This is a genomic window from Anabaena sp. CCY 9910 (genome assembly GCF_963920875.1).
GTDB lineage: Bacteria > Cyanobacteriota > Cyanobacteriia > Cyanobacteriales > Nostocaceae > Trichormus > Trichormus variabilis.
The window spans coordinates 83,160-102,183 of the sequence record NZ_CAWUDJ010000016.1 but is presented as its reverse complement, the minus strand read 5'-3'; the positions used below and the strand labels follow the sequence as shown (position 1 = coordinate 102,183).

General features: G+C 42.8%; 20 protein-coding genes. 13 read left to right on the top strand and 7 right to left on the bottom strand.

All coding sequences use genetic code 11. The features are described 5' to 3' along the window. The first annotated feature begins 38 nt into the window (after positions 1-38). Positions 39-1,034: a DnaJ C-terminal domain-containing protein gene (locus ACM5QX_RS14230; protein ID WP_414754135.1), complete on the top strand. Its 996-nt coding sequence runs from the start codon at positions 39-41 to the stop codon at positions 1,032-1,034. Positions 1,035-1,052: 18 nt separating this feature from the next. On the opposite strand, the gene ACM5QX_RS14225 is transcribed toward ACM5QX_RS14230, so the two are convergent. Beyond that, positions 1,053-1,922, bottom strand: coding sequence for an Rpn family recombination-promoting nuclease/putative transposase (locus ACM5QX_RS14225; RefSeq protein ID WP_414754108.1), 870 nt, complete (start codon positions 1,920-1,922; stop codon positions 1,053-1,055). 157 nt (positions 1,923-2,079) lie between these two features. Here ACM5QX_RS14225 and ACM5QX_RS14220 point away from each other — a divergent pair, with 157 nt between their 5' ends. Both ACM5QX_RS14220 and ACM5QX_RS14215 read left to right on the top strand, forming a co-directional pair. Beyond that, on the top strand, positions 2,080-2,592 hold the full coding sequence (locus ACM5QX_RS14220; protein WP_414754134.1) for a J domain-containing protein: 513 nt from the start codon (positions 2,080-2,082) through the stop codon (positions 2,590-2,592). A 20-nt stretch (positions 2,593-2,612) separates the two neighbouring features. After that, the gene (locus ACM5QX_RS14215; RefSeq protein WP_414754107.1) at positions 2,613-2,885 is read left to right on the top strand and encodes a DUF3143 domain-containing protein; all 273 of its coding nucleotides are present in this window, start codon (positions 2,613-2,615) and stop codon (positions 2,883-2,885) included. Positions 2,886-3,032: 147 nt separating this feature from the next. Here ACM5QX_RS14215 and ACM5QX_RS14210 read toward each other — a convergent pair whose 3' ends face one another. The 3 genes from ACM5QX_RS14210 to lysA form a co-directional block, all read right to left on the bottom strand. Further along, positions 3,033-3,782, bottom strand: coding sequence for an isoprenyl transferase (locus ACM5QX_RS14210; protein ID WP_414754106.1), 750 nt, complete (start codon positions 3,780-3,782; stop codon positions 3,033-3,035). Next, positions 3,779-4,744 carry a diadenylate cyclase CdaA gene (gene cdaA / locus ACM5QX_RS14205; protein ID WP_414754105.1) on the bottom strand — a complete coding sequence of 322 codons (966 nt, stop codon included), beginning with the start codon at positions 4,742-4,744 and terminating at the stop codon, positions 3,779-3,781. Before cdaA ends, ACM5QX_RS14210 begins: the two co-directional genes overlap by 4 nt. A 103-nt stretch (positions 4,745-4,847) precedes the next feature. After that, a complete protein-coding gene (gene lysA / locus ACM5QX_RS14200) occupies positions 4,848-6,257 on the bottom strand; it encodes a diaminopimelate decarboxylase (protein ID WP_414754103.1) in 1,410 nt (469 codons plus the stop codon). Positions 6,258-6,349: 92 nt separating this feature from the next. On the opposite strand from lysA, the gene rimI reads away from it, so the two are divergent. The 7 genes from rimI (at position 6,350) to ACM5QX_RS14165 (ending at position 11,753) form a co-directional block, all read left to right on the top strand. Beyond that, complete coding sequence (gene rimI, locus ACM5QX_RS14195; protein ID WP_414754101.1) at positions 6,350-6,904, top strand: ribosomal protein S18-alanine N-acetyltransferase; 555 nt, start codon at positions 6,350-6,352, stop codon at positions 6,902-6,904. A 498-nt stretch (positions 6,905-7,402) separates the two neighbouring features. Then, positions 7,403-9,874, top strand: a complete 2,472-nt coding sequence (locus ACM5QX_RS14190; RefSeq protein ID WP_414754133.1) for an ATP-dependent Clp protease ATP-binding subunit — start codon at positions 7,403-7,405, stop codon at positions 9,872-9,874. A 134-nt stretch (positions 9,875-10,008) separates the two neighbouring features. Further along, complete coding sequence (locus tag ACM5QX_RS14185; protein ID WP_414754100.1) at positions 10,009-10,308, top strand: hypothetical protein; 300 nt, start codon at positions 10,009-10,011, stop codon at positions 10,306-10,308. A 230-nt stretch (positions 10,309-10,538) separates the two neighbouring features. Then, positions 10,539-10,991: a hypothetical protein gene (locus ACM5QX_RS14180; RefSeq protein ID WP_414754099.1), complete on the top strand. Its 453-nt coding sequence runs from the start codon at positions 10,539-10,541 to the stop codon at positions 10,989-10,991. 16 nt (positions 10,992-11,007) lie between these two features. Further along, complete coding sequence (locus tag ACM5QX_RS14175; protein ID WP_414754132.1) at positions 11,008-11,142, top strand: Fic family protein; 135 nt, start codon at positions 11,008-11,010, stop codon at positions 11,140-11,142. Between the two features lie 40 nt (positions 11,143-11,182). Next, positions 11,183-11,401 (top strand): hypothetical protein, encoded by a 219-nt coding sequence (locus ACM5QX_RS14170; protein ID WP_010997156.1) that lies wholly within the window; start codon positions 11,183-11,185, stop codon positions 11,399-11,401. After that, positions 11,391-11,753, top strand: coding sequence for a type II toxin-antitoxin system PemK/MazF family toxin (locus tag ACM5QX_RS14165; protein ID WP_414754097.1), 363 nt, complete (start codon positions 11,391-11,393; stop codon positions 11,751-11,753). The genes ACM5QX_RS14170 and ACM5QX_RS14165 overlap by 11 nt, the downstream gene beginning before the upstream one ends. Before the next feature lie 200 nt (positions 11,754-11,953). Here the strand turns inward: ACM5QX_RS14165 and ACM5QX_RS14160 are convergent, their stop codons facing one another. Then, positions 11,954-12,709: a TspO/MBR family protein gene (locus ACM5QX_RS14160; protein ID WP_414754096.1), complete on the bottom strand. Its 756-nt coding sequence runs from the start codon at positions 12,707-12,709 to the stop codon at positions 11,954-11,956. 653 nt (positions 12,710-13,362) lie between these two features. On the opposite strand from ACM5QX_RS14160, the gene ACM5QX_RS14155 reads away from it, so the two are divergent. After that, positions 13,363-13,725, top strand: coding sequence for a four-helix bundle copper-binding protein (locus ACM5QX_RS14155; RefSeq protein ID WP_414754094.1), 363 nt, complete (start codon positions 13,363-13,365; stop codon positions 13,723-13,725). Between the two features lie 190 nt (positions 13,726-13,915). Further along, positions 13,916-14,713 (top strand): hypothetical protein, encoded by a 798-nt coding sequence (locus tag ACM5QX_RS14150; protein ID WP_414754093.1) that lies wholly within the window; start codon positions 13,916-13,918, stop codon positions 14,711-14,713. Between the two features lie 106 nt (positions 14,714-14,819). Here ACM5QX_RS14150 and ACM5QX_RS14145 read toward each other — a convergent pair whose 3' ends face one another. Together ACM5QX_RS14145 and ACM5QX_RS14140 are read right to left on the bottom strand one after the other, a co-directional pair. Further along, positions 14,820-16,661, bottom strand: a complete 1,842-nt coding sequence (locus tag ACM5QX_RS14145; RefSeq protein ID WP_414754092.1) for a tetratricopeptide repeat protein — start codon at positions 16,659-16,661, stop codon at positions 14,820-14,822. Positions 16,662-16,719: 58 nt separating this feature from the next. After that, on the bottom strand, positions 16,720-17,496 hold the full coding sequence (locus ACM5QX_RS14140) for an ABC transporter permease (protein WP_414754090.1): 777 nt from the start codon (positions 17,494-17,496) through the stop codon (positions 16,720-16,722). A gap of 315 nt (positions 17,497-17,811) precedes the next feature. Between ACM5QX_RS14140 and ACM5QX_RS14135 the strand changes: the two genes are divergently transcribed. Beyond that, the gene (locus tag ACM5QX_RS14135; protein ID WP_414754088.1) at positions 17,812-18,960 is read left to right on the top strand and encodes a DegT/DnrJ/EryC1/StrS family aminotransferase; all 1,149 of its coding nucleotides are present in this window, start codon (positions 17,812-17,814) and stop codon (positions 18,958-18,960) included. Positions 18,961-19,024: the final 64 nt, after the last annotated feature.

The window sequence follows — 19,024 nt, the reverse complement described above, 5'->3', positions numbered from 1 at the left end:
TATCTAGAATCTAAAATTTAAAAGTTAAATAAATGAATATGCAGAATTTGCAGAATTTTCGTGATTATTACGAGATTTTGGGGGTAACGAAAGATGCTACTAATGAAGATATTAAAAAGAATTATCGACGGTTAGCAAGACAGTATCACCCTGATCTCAATCCAGGGAATAAAGACGCAGAAGAAAAGTTTAAAATCATCGGTGAGGCTTATGAAATGCTTTCCGATGCCACTAAACGCGCACAATATGACCAGTTTAGCCGTTATTGGAAACAGAAAGGCTTTCCTAAACAAACTCCTAAATCCAAAGCTTGGGGAGATAGTCGTAATGGAGAACGCAACGGTAATGAAAATGTAGATCCCAGCCAGTTTACCAATTTTGAAGACTTTCTCAATCAAGTTATCGGTGTTGGCAGTCGTAGAGATAGCAAAAATGGTGCAAGTACCAACACGACCACCGATCCGTTTCGTTCACCAAAAAGCCGAGTTGAATATACAGTTCCTAAAAATCCCTCTCGTCCAGCCCGTCGGGATATTGAAGCAAGATTGACCTTACCCTTTGAAAAAGCTTATTCTGGGGGTAATGAACGTATTCGTTTAGAAGATGGGCGATCGCTAGAAGTGACAATGCCCCCAGGGATGGTAACAGGTCAAACCATCCGCCTACGTAATCAAGGCATAAGCGGCGGCGACCTCTATCTAAAAATTACCGTCGAACCTCACCCACTATTTAAACTGGAAGGTACTAATATATTCTGCCAAGTACCAGTCACTCCCAGCGAAGCTGTCTTAGGAGGACAGGTAGAAGCACCAACCCTAGACGGCCCCGTGAAAATGACCATTCCCCCAGGAGTTAGATCTGGTCAAAGATTCCGCTTGGCCAATAAAGGCTACCCCAGCGATAACGGTAAACGCGGTGATCAATTAGTGGAAATTCAAATACTGACCCCAAAAACTATCAGTCAAGAAGAACGAGAACTTTACGAAAAACTCCGGCAAATTGAAACATTTAAACCCCGCGCTGATTTAATTTAATATATGTGAGCAATAACACTACAGCATCTGCCGCAATTCTTCAATTGTTTGGGCAGCAACGGTCTTGCGTAAGATTTCCTTTAAGGAGGCTAAATCTTCAACTTGGCTAATTTGTGGCAATAATTCTAAACCGTCTTGGCCAAACTTTGCTTCTAAATTAGTTTCAATGCCGGACATCAATCCCAGCAGTTGACCGCGCGCTTCACCGCGTGCTTCACCACGTATCTCTCCTTCTCGCAAAATTTCTTGATACCAAGGCGACTCACGTAAAACAGCCATATCCCACCTCATAATTTCTTGAACTAAGGCACTCTCTAACACAAACGTAGCAAAAAAAGCTAGGACTGTTTCTAACTGATTGAGTTGTTCGTCCGCACGCAGCATTTGCAACGCTTCTCGAATTATTAACTCATTCTCACCACCTTTAAGAAGGGGTACAAAGGGAAGTAGGGAAGGTAAGGGTTGTTGGAAAGCAATATTCACATCTACTTCCCAAAGGTTAATGACTCGATAATCTTGTATCGCTCGTAGTCCAGCAAGATTGGATGTAAAGCTTGTAGGTACTTTTTCGCTATTAGTTTTGAGAATATTGATTAAGACAGGGTAGGTGGGTAGATTATATTTTTCTTCTGCCAGTGCTGCATAAGCCCTCATCCGTCTTGGCATTTGGGGTTGATAGCGTAACTGTAATTCGTTGAGGACTAAAAATTCACCGTATTCAGGACTGGTGACACGAATTAAAACATCACTTTCTCGGCTAATCCATTGAAAGTCAGAACTAAGAATTTCTCCGGCTACGACATCAGACATCTGTGTTACCCATCTTACCCAATTGTTGGGTGCTAGGCTGATTAATTTTTTAGTACTGATGTCTGCGGCTTTGGTCATGAAGCAAAAAAATATACTTAAGCAATGAAACTTATCGTAACTTAAAGATGCTTGTCTGTCGGAAATTCCATGACATTTATTGCTAGTGGCAGGTTTACAATATTAGAAAAAACTTGATTGCAAAGTGAATCAAACAGCCGTGAATCAGAACGGTGCAATGCCAAGAAGCAGTGAACCTACATATTATTCTCTGCTAGGACTGCATCCCTCAGCATCGGTAATCGATATCCGCCGTGCTTATCGGGAACTGAGCAAGCGTTATCATCCTGATACTACAGAATTGCCTGCTGGTCTTGCTACTAGACAATTTCAGCAAATTAATGAAGCCTACGCCACTCTGAGTAACCCAGACAGGCGTTTAAATTACGACTTAAAAATAGGCTATTCTCGTTTTGGGGTAATTCAAGCACCGGCCGACTTGAATCGTCCTGCCTCTTATACTTACGATTACTCAAAATCAGCTTACCTGGATGCAAGCGATCGCCCCCTGTCTTCCGGCGAAATCTTTGCTTTATTTATTTTGGGTTTAACGTTAGTTGGGTGTCTACTGTTAGCAATTACCATCGCCTTTATTCGTGGTGATGCACTTTTCCCAACACCCCTACAACAATCAACAGCTACACTACAACAATCAATTACTTATTTGTCACAAATTTGTAGTTTATTGTGAATTTGGAATTTTGAATAATTATGTCTCTTATCCCTGCTAACACTCCCTTATACAGCCATCCTCTACCACAAATTGAACAATGGTTAAAAGAGCAAGGTTGTCAACAAGATGACACACAATTACACTGCTGGCGTGTACAGCGTCCCAGTTGGCAAGCTGAACTTTGGCTTGATGTTGAGCAAATTGTAGTCCGCTACGTCCAAGCTGGGGAAAATGGCCAAGATATTCAACGTGCGTTTAAATATTCCCTCAGTCGAGAAGATATTGAACAAGCAGTATTTTCCGGCCCGTGAGAGAGAGATGGGGGAGCAGGGGAAGTGGAGGGAGCAGGGGGCAGGGAGCAGGGAGCAGGGAGCAGGGGGCAGGGGGCAGGGAGCAGGGAGCAGGGAGCAGGGGGAGAAATTCCCAATCCCTAGTCCCCAATCCCCAATCCCCAATCCCTAAACCTTCCCAAACCGTCTTTCTCTTTGCTGATATGCACATAAAGCGCGGTGAAACTCTGTACGGTCAAAATCTGGCCAGAGAGTATCAGTGATATAGATTTCCCCATAAGCCATTTGCCATAGTAAGAAGTTTGAGAGGCGCATTTCGCCACTGGTACGAATTAATAAGTCTGGGTCGGAAATTCCGGCTGTGTATAAGTGGCGTTCAAATACTTCTTCATCTATTTCATCTGGTTGTATGAGACCTTGCTGGACTTTTTGAGCGATCGCCCGGCAAGCTTGTAAAATCTCCTGTCGTCCTCCATAATTGGTGGCGACAGAAAACCGAATACCGCGATTATTTTTAGTTGCTTCCATAGAACGGGAAATTTCCGCTTGCAGCGATCGCGGCAAAGCTGCTAAATTACCCACAAACTGAATCTGCACATTCTCTTCGACCATTTCCCGCAGTTCTTGACGTAAAACTCTTTGAAACAGAGTCATCAGAAACTCTACTTCTTCCTGTGGTCTTTTCCAATTTTCTGTGGAAAAAGCATAAGCAGTCAGCGCCTGAATCCCCCAGTCTCTACAGCAACGTAGCAAATCCTTGAGGGCATCTACTCCTCGTTTATGACCCATAATTCGGGGTAGACCTTGACGTTTAGCCCATCGACCATTGCCATCCATAATTACTGCAACGTGTTTGGGCAGTAGTTCTCGTTTTAAATCCAGGGGCAATTCTTGCAGTTCAGTTTGTTGTATTGTCATTTTTTATCTTGAGAAGCGGTCTTATCCCTACGGGGAAGTAAACTACGCGTGGCACGTCGAAGACGTGGTAAACCGGGTAAACGTGAAACCAGTGCTAGTGTCTTTTCACTAATCTGACGACCCAAACTGAACAAGCCAGGAGCAACGGCTTCCCGATCTACTATCGGGGATAATTGAGCCTCTAATGACTCTTTGAGCTTCCTAATTGTCAGGGGTCTATTTAGAGTTCCCCTTTCCGCTAAGGAAATAGAACCCGTCTCTTCTGATACAACGACACAGATACAGTTTTCGACTCGCTCAGTAATTCCCATTGCTGCCCGATGGCGTGTTCCCAACTGGCGTGAGGCTGTGCGTCCCGAAAGCGGTAAAATTATACCCGAAGATACGATCCTTGAGCCACGAATTAATGTTGCTCCATCATGTAATAGGGTTTTTGGCTGAAAAATTGTCTGTATAAGTTCCTTGGAAACGTCCGCATTGAGTTTGACTCCAGGCACAGAAAAATCTCGTTCGTCGATGGGACCAGTGGTTTCCAAAATTAGCAAAGCTCCAATTCGGTTTTTCGAGAGTTCCTTTACCGCTTCCACGATTTCATCAATTACACTATCAGACTTGGGAATGGTTAGATTGGCGGGTTGCAATAATTGTCGGAATTCACCACGCCCTAGTTGTTCTAAAAATCGCCGAAATTCTGACTGGAGAGCAACAGCCATTGCTACAGCACAGCCAATCACTAATTTTTCCAGCACAAAATTTAACAGTGGCAAACCAAATCTGCCACTAAGTGCTGAAGCCAACATTAACACGATGAATCCTCGCACCATCCACAGTGTCCGGCGCTCACTAATGATCACTAGTATCATGTAGGTCAACACCAGCACCAACACAATATCCAGAGTCCCAAGCAGCAAGGACTGTGACCATCCCAGGTTTGCCAGCCATTGCTTCCCTAAATCTCTCATGACATCTGGATTCTAATAGTCATTTGTCATTTGTCATTTGTCAGTGGTCAGTTGCCAGTGGTCAGTCTTGTTTAGCTACTGACTACTGACTATTGACCACTGACTATTTAAGTCTTTCTGGTAAACAATCTTGTCGAATCAAGTCTTGATAAGTTTCGCGTTGCAAAATTAAGTTTGCTTCGCCGTTTGCCACTACAACTGCTGCCGGTCGGGGTAGACGGTTATAGTTAGAGGCCATACTGTAATTGTACGCACCAGTTGCCATAACTACGAGAATATCCCCTGGTTCAGTTTTGGGCAGTTGGGCATTTTTAATCAGAATATCCCCTGATTCGCAATGCTTACCCGCAATAGTAACTGTTTCTGTGTGGGAAGCAGATAATTTATTGGCAATTACTGCTCGATAAACTGATTGGTAAGTAATTGGGCGTGGATTATCAGACATACCCCCATCTATAGAGACGTAGGTACGGATTTCCGGTATTGTTTTAGATGAGCCAACAGTGTATGCGGTGACGCAGCTGGTAGCAATGAGCGATCGCCCTGGTTCCGATAATAGCTTTGGTAAAGGTAAGTTTTCGGCTGCACAAGCAGATTGCACCACTTCGCAAATCGCCTTTACCCATTCATCAATGCTTGGTGGATCGTCTGATTCTACATATTTAATTCCCAAACCACCACCAACATTTAATTCGGTGACATTCAAACCATATTTATTCGCATCCCGCAACCACTGCACCATAACAGCCGCTAAATCCCGATGGGGTTGGCGCTCAAAAATTTGCGAACCAATATGAGCGTGTAATCCTACGCAGTTAAGATTTGGTTGCTGGCTGACAAATTCAAAAACCTCAGCCAAATCGTTGGGATCAAAACCAAATTTACTATCCAGGTGTCCTGTACGAATGTATTCGTGGGTATGGCATTCTATACCTGGGGTCAGCCGCAACATAACGCGGATTTTTGATGGAGACGTTGCGTGCAACGTCTCTACGATATCCACCAGGGTGTGTAATTCATACCAATTATCTGCAACGATGGTGACACCAGATTCAATTGCTAAGATCAGTTCCTCACGAGATTTATTATTGCCGTGGAGGTAAATTTTCGCAGGACTTACACCAGCAGCTAGGGCGGTGTATAGTTCGCCTCCTGAAACTACGTCAATTCCTAAACCTTCTGAGCCTGCGATCGCGCAAACAGCTAAACAATTCCATGCTTTAGAGGCATACAATACCTGAGATTCTCCAGGATAATACTTTTGGAAGCCATCCCGGTATTGCCGACAAGCTGTCCGCAGGGTTTCTTCATCTAATATATATAGAGGTGAACCAAACTGCTCAACTAGAGTTGTGACATCACACCCACCAATTTCCAGGTTTCCTTGACTGTTAGCTTTAGCAGTTAGAGGTAAAAGTTCCTGATTGGGCGAAATATTTGTATTTGTGTTGCGCCTTTGAGGTAGATACTGAGTACCAGCATCTTGAACCCCAGCCGGGTGAGTCGATACCATAACTATATAAATTGTCCTTGTTCAAATTACGGGCGTGAATTAACTGTCCCGATCCCAGTTTACAAAGGGTTTGTAATCTTATCCAAATAAAAGTGATCTCATCAAAATTAAAACTTCAATCACTCACCTCAAAGGATTTAAGTGCAATCCTCGAACTAGATCAAGCCTGTTTTGGTGGACTTTGGACTATGGAGGGCTACCAAAGAGAGTTGGATAGTCCCAACAGTGATTTACTCGGTCTATTTTCCCCCACTTCCTCTATCAAACTTTTGGGTATGGGGTGTTTTTGGTCAATTGTCGGAGAAGCCCATATTACAATTTTGGCTGTTCATCCCCAATATCACCATCAAGGTTTAGGACAGGCTTTATTATATTTCCTATTGAGAACAGCTAGCGATCGCGGCCTAGAACGAGCCACCCTCGAAGTCCGAGCCTCTAACAAAGCCGCAATATCTTTATACCAGAAATTTGGGTTCCAAACAGCAGGAAGGCGGCGTGCTTATTACCAAGATAATGGTGAAGATGCCCTCATACTCTGGCTTCCAGACTTACAATATCCCCAGTTTCAGGAGACATTGGCGCACTGGGCAACTATTATTCAAGATGGCTTGCAAAAATATTCTTGGTCGATAGTCAATAGTCAATAGTCCATAGTCAATAGTCCATAGTTATTCTTCTTTGCTCCTCTTGCATCCCCTGCTCCCCCTGCTTCTTCCCCTCCCAACACATACCCTGGCTTAGTTGTCGATATGGAAAACAACTAAGTTAATGAGAAAATATCTATTTTTGCTGAAATTCATCTATCAGAATATTTAATAAAAGAATATTATTGGTTTTAAATAACTAATTTAATTAGAGATACTCTTGATTAGAGTACCCTGTTTGTGCTAATAATGGATATTTGTGATCGTTTAATAAAATCACAAATTTAATATTCGTTTGTATTTTATTCAAGCCCAAAAATGCTGATAAACTCAAACTCCTCAGTAAAGTTGGCAGGGCGGCAGTAATAAACAAATAATAATCAAGCCATCAACTTGTGTGATAGCTGTTGGATGCTGATTATCTTTGGATACAGACATCCAAACTCTTAGCCTGTGCTAAAATCAGCGTACCGGCACGACGCAGGTGATGGGAAAAATGCCATGTTTGAACGCTTCACAGAAAAAGCCATTAAGGTAATCATGCTGGCCCAAGAAGAGGCCCGCCGTTTAGGTCACAACTTCGTCGGAACCGAACAGATCCTCCTGGGTCTGATCGGGGAAGGTACGGGAGTTGCGGCCAAGGTGCTGAAATCGATGGGTGTCAATCTCAAAGATGCCCGCATTGAGGTAGAAAAAATCATAGGCCGGGGTTCAGGCTTTGTGGCCGTGGAAATTCCGTTTACGCCACGGGCAAAGCGGGTTCTGGAACTATCCCTAGAAGAAGCGCGCCAATTAGGCCATAACTACATTGGCACCGAGCATCTGCTGTTGGGCCTGATCCGGGAAGGGGAAGGTGTGGCAGCCAGGGTGCTAGAAAACCTGGGGGTGGATCTATCTAAAGTTAGAACCCAAGTCATCCGAATGCTGGGAGAAACAGCAGAGGTTTCGGCGACCGGGCAATCGGGACGCACCAAAACACCTACTTTGGATGAATTCGGATCGAACCTGACCCAAATGGCAACTGATAACAAGCTTGATCCTGTGGTGGGACGCGCCAAGGAAATCGAGCGTGTGATTCAGATTTTGGGTCGCCGGACAAAAAATAACCCCGTATTGATTGGTGAACCTGGGGTTGGTAAAACCGCGATCGCCGAAGGTCTAGCATCACGCATCGCTAACAAAGATGTCCCCGACATCCTTGAAGATAAGCGTGTTGTGACACTAGATATCGGTTTACTCGTAGCGGGAACCAAGTACCGGGGTGAATTTGAAGAACGCTTGAAGAAAATCATGGATGAGATTCGTCAAGCGGGTAATGTAATACTTGTAATAGACGAAGTACACACCCTCATCGGTGCAGGTGCGGCCGAAGGCGCAATCGATGCGGCAAATATCCTCAAGCCAGCCTTGGCAAGAGGTGAATTGCAATGTATCGGTGCGACAACCTTAGATGAATACCGCAAGCACATCGAACGGGACGCAGCGCTAGAACGCCGCTTCCAGCCAGTGATGGTCGGTGAACCCTCCGTCGATGAAACAATAGAAATTTTATATGGTTTGCGCGATCGCTACGAGCAACACCACAAGCTGAAAATCTCCGATGAAGCCTTAGTTGCGGCAGCAAAATTATCTGATCGTTATATTAGCGATCGCTATCTGCCAGACAAAGCCATCGACTTGGTTGATGAAGCTGGTTCGCGCGTGCGGTTGATGAACTCTCAGCTGCCCCCCGCAGCCAAAGAGTTAGATAAAGAACTGCGCCAAATCTTAAAAGAAAAAGATGATGCAGTCCGTTCCCAAGACTTTGACAGAGCCGGGGAACTGCGCGATCGGGAAATGGAAATCAAAGCCGAAATCCGCGCGATCGCCCAAAGCAAAACCAATGCTTCTGGTAGCGAAGGTCAAGAACCTGTAGTGACAGAAGAAGACATTGCTCACATCGTGGCTTCGTGGACAGGCGTTCCCGTCAACAAGCTCACCGAATCCGAATCCGAAAAGCTGCTGCACATGGAAGACACCTTGCACCAGCGCTTAATCGGACAAGAAGATGCGGTGAAAGCAGTTTCACGGGCTATCCGTCGCGCTCGTGTCGGTTTGAAGAATCCCAACCGACCCATTGCTAGCTTTGTCTTCTCTGGGCCGACTGGTGTAGGTAAAACTGAATTAGCGAAATCCTTGGCTTCCTACTTCTTCGGTTCCGAAGAAGCAATGATCCGCTTGGATATGTCCGAGTACATGGAACGCCACACCGTCAGCAAGTTGATTGGTTCACCTCCAGGTTATGTTGGTTATAACGAAGGTGGTCAATTAACCGAAGCTGTACGCCGTCGTCCTTACACGGTGGTGCTGTTCGACGAAATCGAAAAAGCCCACCCCGATGTCTTCAATATGCTGCTGCAAATTTTAGAAGATGGTCGGTTAACAGATGCCAAAGGACGCACCGTTGACTTCAAAAACACCTTGCTGATTTTGACATCCAACATCGGTTCCAAGGTAATCGAAAAAGGTGGTGGCGGTATCGGCTTCGAGTTCTCCGAAGACCAAACCGAAACACAATACAACCGCATTCGCTCCTTGGTGAACGAAGAACTGAAGCAATACTTCCGTCCTGAATTCCTCAACCGTCTAGATGAGATTATCGTCTTCCGTCAGTTGAGCAAAGCCGAAGTTACCGAAATTGCGGACATTATGCTCAAGGAAGTATTTGGTCGCCTCACCGAAAAAGGTATAACTTTAGAAGTAAGCGATCGCTTCAAAGGCCGCCTCATCGAAGAAGGTTACAGCCCCAGCTACGGTGCAAGACCGTTACGCCGAGCAATTATGCGCCTGTTGGAAGATAGCCTAGCAGAAGAAATTCTGTCAGGTCGCATCAAAGATGGTGATGTCGCCCTCATTGATATCGACGACAACGGCAATGTACAAGTTACTTCTCAACAGCGCCGGGAATTATTACCCCAAGGTGTTGAGTCATAGTTAAAGTTTGGGATTGAGTCTCAACTCAAATAAAAATTAGCAAGCGGTAGAGGGTAGATTCCTCTACCGCTTTTGTCTTGTTGTCGGTTATGGCTAGAGTATTTATATAGCAAGTCTAGAGAGACAGTATGAGTATGGCTGATCAAGCAACCCCTGAGCAAGATAAGCGAATGACCCCAGAGCAATTTATACGAATGTTTGACTGTTACGTAAGTCAGGATGCTTCAGGACACCGTAAGTTTTACCCTTCTTTCACGGAATTTAATTTGTATTGTGGAATTAAGTCTTTACTATCAGATATTAGGAGTTATGGTTTGACTAAGTACCAAAACGAGATATCTAAATTACTACTAGAACAATATAAACTTGCTCGAAATGGTTATGTTGCTCTTAGTTTAGCTGATTTAAGAAAAAAGATTGAGTCAGTCTTTTAACAAGAATGTATCGTTTTGGTTTGTACTAAGAACAAAGACTTTGTAAGTTTTTACCACAATATAGTTCAGTTAAGAAAATAGTTTGTAGTGACGACTTTAGTCCTCATCTAAGAACTTCAGTCCTTACTACGAACTTTTTCTTACTCACAGACTCCAAATTTTAGCATTAACTGAACCGTATTTGTTTTTACCACATATTTACATTTACAAATAGTACAAATAGAAAATGTATGTTAGACGAAAACAAAATTAGACAAGCTGCTAGTGATGTTCAGCAGTCAATACCTAATTTAAATACCTGGAACTTACTGGTTTCTAGTGACAAATATCAAGAATCACAAGTTTTTAGTTATGAAGTTGAACTGACTGAGCCTTCAAGTAGTATTTATCCTCTGCGTTATATTAGAGTCACTTTAAGAGCAATAGATACATACCAAAATCTAAGTAATGTATTTCTTGAATACGGTTCTATGCTTGTCCAGTCAGGCAATTTTAGCATTGAGGCAGTGCTTGATAGTCAAACATTTGATAACCAGGCTGAATCAGCCATGAAAAATGTCTCATTTGTATTTCCACCAAGCGAAATTGAAGCACAAACTAATTTATTGACATCGTTAGCTTATGAATTTCTTTCAAGATTAATTCAAATCCTGGCATCCTCAAATCATCCAGAGTCTCAATAGTGGTAGCTGGGGTTGAATTTTAGAATCTGCTCTTTCCCAACCTCAACTAACTTTTGACGGTGAGTATTTACATCCTAAAATTTATGAGCAAGCCGCAGCTTACCTATTTTATATAGCCTGCAATTATGCCTTTGAACAAGGTAATATTTGATAAGCTACGATCAACACAAGTCGGCAATTACTGTTAATTTATGGAAACATCAAAATTTACTACTCAGAGAGATAACACACAACTAGAAACAATAGACATCGCCGTAAAACCTCAAAGCATAAACCGACGCGAGTTTATGAAATTGCCATTAGAAGAAAGGCGGCGCATACTGGCAGAACAAGCCGAGCAAATGTTACTACATTACCAACAAGATAAAGAGTGGCAAGAATTAGAGACAGGAGACTTGCTTGACTACTAGCTCTCCTACCGCTAGACGGGGCGATATTTGGCTTGCTAATTTTGACCCTACACTAGGAGCAGAAATCAAAAAAATCAGACCTGCTGTGGTAGTAAGTTCTGATGGTGTTGGTAAATTACCAATTAAATTAATTGCTCCTATCACAGACTGGAAAGAATACTACACTGGTAATATCTGGCACGTCAAACTTGAACCAGACGCAAGCAATAATTTAACTAAAACTTCTGCTGTTGATGTTTTACAACTGCGCGGTATGGATGTGCAAAGATTCATCCGTAAAATTGGAGTTTGTTCGCCTGAACTCATGGAAGATATTGCTATGGCTATTGCTGCGGTAGTCGAGTATTTCTAATAAATCATTTGATAATCACACACAAGCACTAAATTGGCAGCAGTATAAACCCGTTGTAAGTATCGTTGTTAGTGGAGTAGTGCGATCGCACGCGATATTTTGATAAGCTAAGATCAACACAAGACGGCAATTACTGTTAATTGATAGAAACACCAAAATTTACTAGTCAGAGAGATAACACACAACTGGAAACAATAGACTTATTCCTCCACTGGTGTGAGTTTTACAGGATACAATGGCTCAGATCCGTTTAGCTGCCAAATTCTTAATACCAATGCGGCCGCTACGGTTAGCCATACACAAGAAAAAGATAAAATCATTCCCGCTACAGGACTAGTTTGCCAATAAATTGCTGTCACCACTACCGCAGATAACCAGGGGCCTAAAATCACTACAGGTACAGCCGCACCTAGTCTGCGTTCTACAGTAAAAATTGTATTCCAAGTATCTCCCAAAGCCAGATGTACTACAAATAGAATGAAAGGAATTACTAAAAATTGGTGATTCATTTGCTGCCAAACTAATACTGAAGAAATTACCCGCAAAACCGCAATGATCATCCAAACTATGGGAAATGCTAAGGGTGGAGGAGACCATCTTGGTCTGATTACTTGGTCGTATGTTTGACGAGAACGGGTATTATCTAAGAGAGAAAAAATTCGGGAACGGAGACTTAATAAGGTGAAAAATAATGCCGTTAATAAAGTGCTAAACCAATTGGGTAAAGAAGAATTGTTATCTATCAAGATGATTAATTTTTCCATTCCCAGCAACGCAAGAATCATAGCTCCTATTTGGAGGATAGTTCCTAGTTTATAAACTACAACTGCTTTGATATCTAGTTCTTGTGTAGCGGCTATTGATGTATTTGGTGATTGTTGTTGATTACCAGTTTTTACACCCATTATTGTGTTGACAAGCTGTTCCAGTATTCCACTGTTTTGGGATTTATTCATAATTAAGCAAGTGCAGTAATTTGTAATTATTAACAATAATTTATTATATGATGATGTGATATCTAAAAATCATATTTATCACTATTTAAAAAGATTTTACATTTTGGATTTTGTAATTAACTTTTTACAATTTATATGGGACTATTATTTGATTTGTGAATTATACGTAGGCATTGCCCACCAAAACCCGGATATGGTGGGCAATGCTCACCCTACAAATACTGACGTTTGTTCAATATTCAAATATGATTTTTATAGTTTTTAACATCTAGCTTGGGGATGATGTAACTCAATAAAATATGTCTTCATATAAATTAATAAATCTTTTTCAAGGTTTTTGTCAAAAAAATATGACTTTAAATGGAGTAATTTTTAACTTCAATGTTTGATTCTGGGTGAAAATTTTGGCGAGTCTTAACCAATCCTAATAGGTTACAGGTGTTTGCGAGGCTTGATTGGTAAGAACTTCCGTAAGCAGCACCCAGAATCCTTGTGGTTCAAGGCTAAAATACCAGTAATTCTATCGGGAAAGTAGGCTTATAAATTTCTATGTTGAAAGTACTATTGATTCCTTAAAAAGATATGGTTACTGTTATGAGTAGTCCTTGTAAAAGGCTATTTGTACATCAAAGATTCACGAGGTATTTCCTATGATGATGATGATGATGACTGAATCTATGACTACCGAAATGCAAGCCTGTATGAAAGCTTGTATGGATTGTCATAAAATGTGCATGGAAACCATGACTTACTGCATGAGCAAGGGCGGTATGCAGATGGATATGAGCATGATGGGGATGATGCGCGACTGCTCAGAAATGTGCATGATGTGCGTGAATATGATGATGGGTGGTTCCGAATTTATGGGACGCACTTGTATGCTGTGTGCAGAAATGTGCGATCGCACTGCTATGGCCTGCGAACAAATGAGAGATGATCAAATGATGATGGACTGTGCAATGGCTTGTCGCAAATGTGCAGAAGCTTGCAGATCCATGCAAATGATGCCTGCTTAATTCCATAACTTAGCAGATTTTCCCTGCAACCTAATATTCAAGCGCTCAGGCTGTCTAGTCTGGGCGCTTGAAGTTTGAAGAGGGTTGGGAAATTTCCACCCAGAGCGCGAGAGTGTTGTTTAAGTAGCCGCGACAATCATCTATTCAGGTTAAATTACGAATTACGAATTACGTCTGTGGCTAAGGGTAGATGAAACACTTAAAATCCCGTTCCCAAGACTTGCGGAGCTTGTTTGAGAACAATATCACAATTGAATATGTAGCTGAAGCCTTGAAAGCCATACCAGCAGAGGCGGAGGTAGTAGAGGTGTTGGGGTGGATGCGATCGCAAGATTTTGATGTTGTTGGTGTGGAAACGGGTGATACAATCACTGGCTATATTGAACGCGCTAGCTTGGTGCAAGTTAAATCTGGTAAGTGCAGTGACTATCAGCGAGTGTTTCATCCCAAAGAACTGATTGCGATTTCTACCCCACTGATGAAGTTACTACCCATCTTGCAACAGAACCCGCGTTTGTTTGTCCTCGACTGTAATCAGGTGAGTGGGATTGTTACCTGTGGTGACTTGCAGAAAGCACCCGTGAGAATGTTGCTCTTTGGTTTAGTTACTTTGCTGGAAATGAATCTGCTGAGGTTGGTAAGACTTTACTATCCCCAAGATACTTGGCAGAAAGTTCTCAAACCCGATCGCCTAGAAGTTGCACGGAGGTTATGGCGCGAAAGTCAAGAAAGAAACGAAGCCACAGATTTACTAGATTACCTGCAATTTTGTGACAAGCGAGAGTTAGTCTTACATCAACCAGAACTGCTGGAACAACTAGAATTAAAATCAAAACGCGCTGGTGAACGCTTTTTAAAGTCTGCTGAACAATTACGCAACCGATTAGCCCACGCCCAGAGTTTAGTTAGTGGTTCCTCATGGAATGATTTAATTTCTTTAGCAGAAGCGATGGAAAAGCTACTAATTCGCTGTGAAGAAATAGAGTGAATCAATTCAAAATTCAAAATAGCCTACGGGTTCTCCGCAGGAGTACAAAATTCAAAATTAAATACAGCCAAACACATAAGGGGAGGCAGTCTCATGGGCTGTGAAGTTATATATCTTCCTGATACTGTGCTAACAATTTCGGAATGTAATCATAGCCGTCCACCCCAATAATTGATATGATTTTACTGCGGCTTTGCTGTAGTAAATTTTGAAAAGCTTCTAACCCAATTTGTCCTTGTAAAATAGTCAATAATCCGGCTGCTTGTCGCCATTCTAGAGAGGCAATTTGCTCTAATAAATACATTCCCAGACAACCAGTATAAATAGATTTTTCCAAGTTTTGTAATTGATAACAAGCTTCGGCCAGATAAGCTAAATTTCTACCTTGGAGATACAAATCACCAGAAATTTGTGCTGTTTTAAAACCATCTTCTAAATATTTAATAGCATCTTGTGGTTGACCAATCACTAAATATGCAATACCTAAACTACTGACACACAAAGCCTTACTTTGAATATCACCAGATTTTTCTGATAACTTTAACCCTTGTTCTAAATAACTAATTGCTCTTTCATAGGTTTCTGGCTCTACTTGCTCCAACTTTTGCGCCTGCATCACTTCGCTGTAACCTAGATTTACCAGTGCATTAGTCTCACCTGTCTTGTCTCCTGCTTGCCTACTTAACATTAATGCTCTCTGACTATTATTAATGGCTTCAGCATAATCTTGTTCTTGTACATAGGTGCGGCTGAGGTGATTAAGATTGGCGATTTCACAAGGGCGATCGCCTGCGTTCCTGGCAATTTCTAATGCTTGCTCGTGAAACTTGATAGAACGCTGATATTGCCCTAAAGCACGTTGAGAATAGCCTAACAACGTCAAAATTCGCGCTTTCTCTTGGGTTCGCTCAACTTTGCGTAAGGGTTCGTCTAAATAATCTAAAGCATCCCGCAAATAACTACCCGAAAATGATGCAAAAATCCCACCGTAAAGAGGAAAATAGGGACGCTGGGCAAAGGTTCGTAGAGTTTGCAACATGATTTGCGAACAGCCATTGCTGTATTCGGCTTTACCTTGAAAACCGCTTGCTAACTGACTCCAAAGCACTGCAAAGGTCAGGAAAGTAGAAATCGACAACTTCGACCCTGCTTGAATATTGTATGCTTGCTGGTCGAACCAGTTAACTAACCCTCGTTGCAAATACTGAAAAATTAAGGCGATTTCCACCCAATCAGCGAGAGTAATACTGCTATGCTGCTCTACAAATGGGATGGCAGATTGTTCTACAGCTAGGCTGCGAAATAAAGCCTGGGGTAATTCGCTATTAACTTTTTTTGCCCAAGTCGCCCAAGGGCCAGTTTCTCCGGGTACACCACCAAACCCCAGGGCTTGATTTGACTCATACATCCAGCTAACTAGGTGATCTTGTAACCTTTGCCAAGCGGCTACACCACGGGTGATTCCTTGTGATATTTGCTGGATATCAGGATCAAACTGGGCGAATTGCTGTAATGATTTGCCTAATTGCTGGAGTTGCGACAGATTGAGGGGATTTTTTAAGTTAGGGTCAATAATACGTAAAAATGTAGCCAAACGATCGCTTGCTGAGGCTGTAGTGATTTCCTGCACGGCTGAGGCGATCGCTTCCGTGGCTTTATTCTGCTGGGCGTATCTTTGCCATTGACTTTGAATCGTCTTAATCGCCCGTAAACTCCGGTTAGCCTTAGCTTTCTTCAACTCATCTTGTTCACTATCCACCTGAGCTTGGCTAGTATTGAGGCGATCGCTTAAAACCAACTCAAACACTTCCCCCGTCCCAGCCAGTATACCTTTTTGCAGCATCTGATAGACCATCTCCACAGAGCTAATTTTGCCCTGGAGAGTCATCTGGACAATTTCATCAATGAGAGCAAGATAGCGATCGCGCAATGGCAAAGATTCTGTCACTTTAGCTAATAGAGAACGTCACGTTAATTTTAATTTTAGGCTACACCACTTATTCTACTCACCTGACTAACTGCGCCGCAGAATTAAAAAACTGCCGACACAATCCTTTGGTTAGTAAAACAGTTGTGAGTAGGTTGGCGATCGCAACCATAAAGATAATCACAATCTCATAAGATACCGCATCCAGGGCATTAATCCCAGCGAGTAACTGTCCGGTGGTGATTCCGGGGATAGCTACCATCCCGACAAGCATCATTTGATTCAAAGTGGGGAGTAATGCGGCTCTGATTGCTTCCTTACGGTACTGGCTGACAGCTTGTGCTGGAGTTGCACCCAAGCTCAAATGGGTTTCAATTTCCGTGGAAAAAGAGTTCATCGAACTGACAAGCCGTTCCCCAGCGATCGCCGCCGCATTCATCGCATTACCCAACACCATCCCCGTCAGGGGAATTACATAGCGCGGCTCGTACCATCTATCTGGTTGAATGATTAAGAAGGTGGTGTAAAAAACTGTCAGGGCAGTACTGATAAAAATTGCTCCCCATACGAGAGGCAATACATAAGGAATTTTCTGACTGATGCGATTTCGTGCGACAATCGCCGTAATCGTCAGTATCACCCCCAAAATCGCCAAAACTGCCCCAGGATTGTCTAGAGCAAAGATGAAGTCTAAAACATACCCCAAAACCAACAACTGTAGGATAGTTCTGCCAGTAGCGATCGCTAAATTCAACTCTAGCCCCAATCCTTCCCAAGCAGACAACCCAATAGCGATCGCCATCAATCCCACCGCCATCACTAAATCAACTAAATCCAAACTAATCAAACCCTGCATCCCTTCTCCACTTCCTAATCAGTCAACAGTCAATAGTCAATAGTTAAACACTAAAAATGAAGGTTTTGGACTATGGACTATTGACTATGGACTATGGACTAATGACCAATGACTATTCCACTATGTCAGTTGTCGAACAGGCACTCATAACTTACCACTGTTCTAAGTCTTACCCATAAAATTACTTCAGTAATAATTCTTGTTTAATGCGTATCTAGAGCGACAGTCCTTTTAAATTTCTTTAAAGAAAAATTTCCCCAGTCAAAATTGACAGTCGGAATGTATTCTTTGTATCTTCAGACAAAATGAAAACTCATGATCCAAAGCCTAAGTTCGATTCCCGCCTTTGATATCAAGCAGCAATATGCTTCCATAGAAGCCGAAGTCAGCAGAGCCGTTGTAGAAGCACTGGCTTCTGGGCGTTATATTGGTGGCCCTCCAGTCGCAAGTTTTGAGCAACAATTTGCTGCTTATCATGGCGTTACTGATTGTGTCGCTTGTAATTCTGGTACGGACGCTCTATTTCTAGCTTTACGCGCCTTAGGAATCGGTGCAGGCGATGAAGTAATTACTACACCATTCACCTTTGTTGCTACGGCTGAAGTGATCAGCGCCGTAGGTGCAAAGCCGGTATTTGTTGACATCGATGAGACAAGTTTTAACCTAGATTTACAGCAAGTAGCGGCGGCGATTACACCCCGAACCAAAGCGATTATCCCAGTGCATTTATTTGGACAGCCGGTGGATATGACAACGCTAATGGCGATCGCTCAAGCTCACAATATCGCAGTAATTGAAGATTGCGCTCAAGCTACAGGCGCGACTTGGGGCGGCAAAAAGGTCGGTAGTATTGGACATATTGGCTGTTTTAGCTTCTACCCCACCAAAAATCTAGGTGCGTGCGGTGATGGTGGCGCGATTACAACCAACGATCCAGAAATTGCGGCCAAGGTGCGGATCATCAAGGAACATGGACAGAGACATCGTTATCAATATGAAGAAATAGGTGTTAATAGCCGCTTAGATGCGATTCAAGCAATAATTTTACAGATTAAACTACCTTATCTTGATACTTGGAATCGCCAAAGACAAGCGATCGCCGCCTATTACCAAAAATATCTCAGTCAAATTCCCGGTATCATCCCCCCGCAAGAACTAGCTGGTGGAGTGAGCGTGTGGAATCAATATACTATTCGCGTCATCACCGCAGGAAGGAATGGTAATAGCGCCACACACCGGGAGGCGGTAAAAAATAGCTTGCAAGAAAAGCAAGTAGGCTCGATGGTTTACTATCCCTACCCTTTACATTTGCAACCAGTTTATCAATATCTCGGTTATCAGCCAGGACAATTACCAGTTGCAGAACAAGCTTGCAATGAAGTTTTATCCTTACCCATGTTTCCTGAATTAACAACCGAACAGCAAGATCAAGTGATTTATGCGCTGAAGGATATTCTTTTGTAGGTATTGGGGATTGGGGATTGGGGATTGGGGAAGATTTTTCAGGTGTTCCTCCCTCATCTCCCCC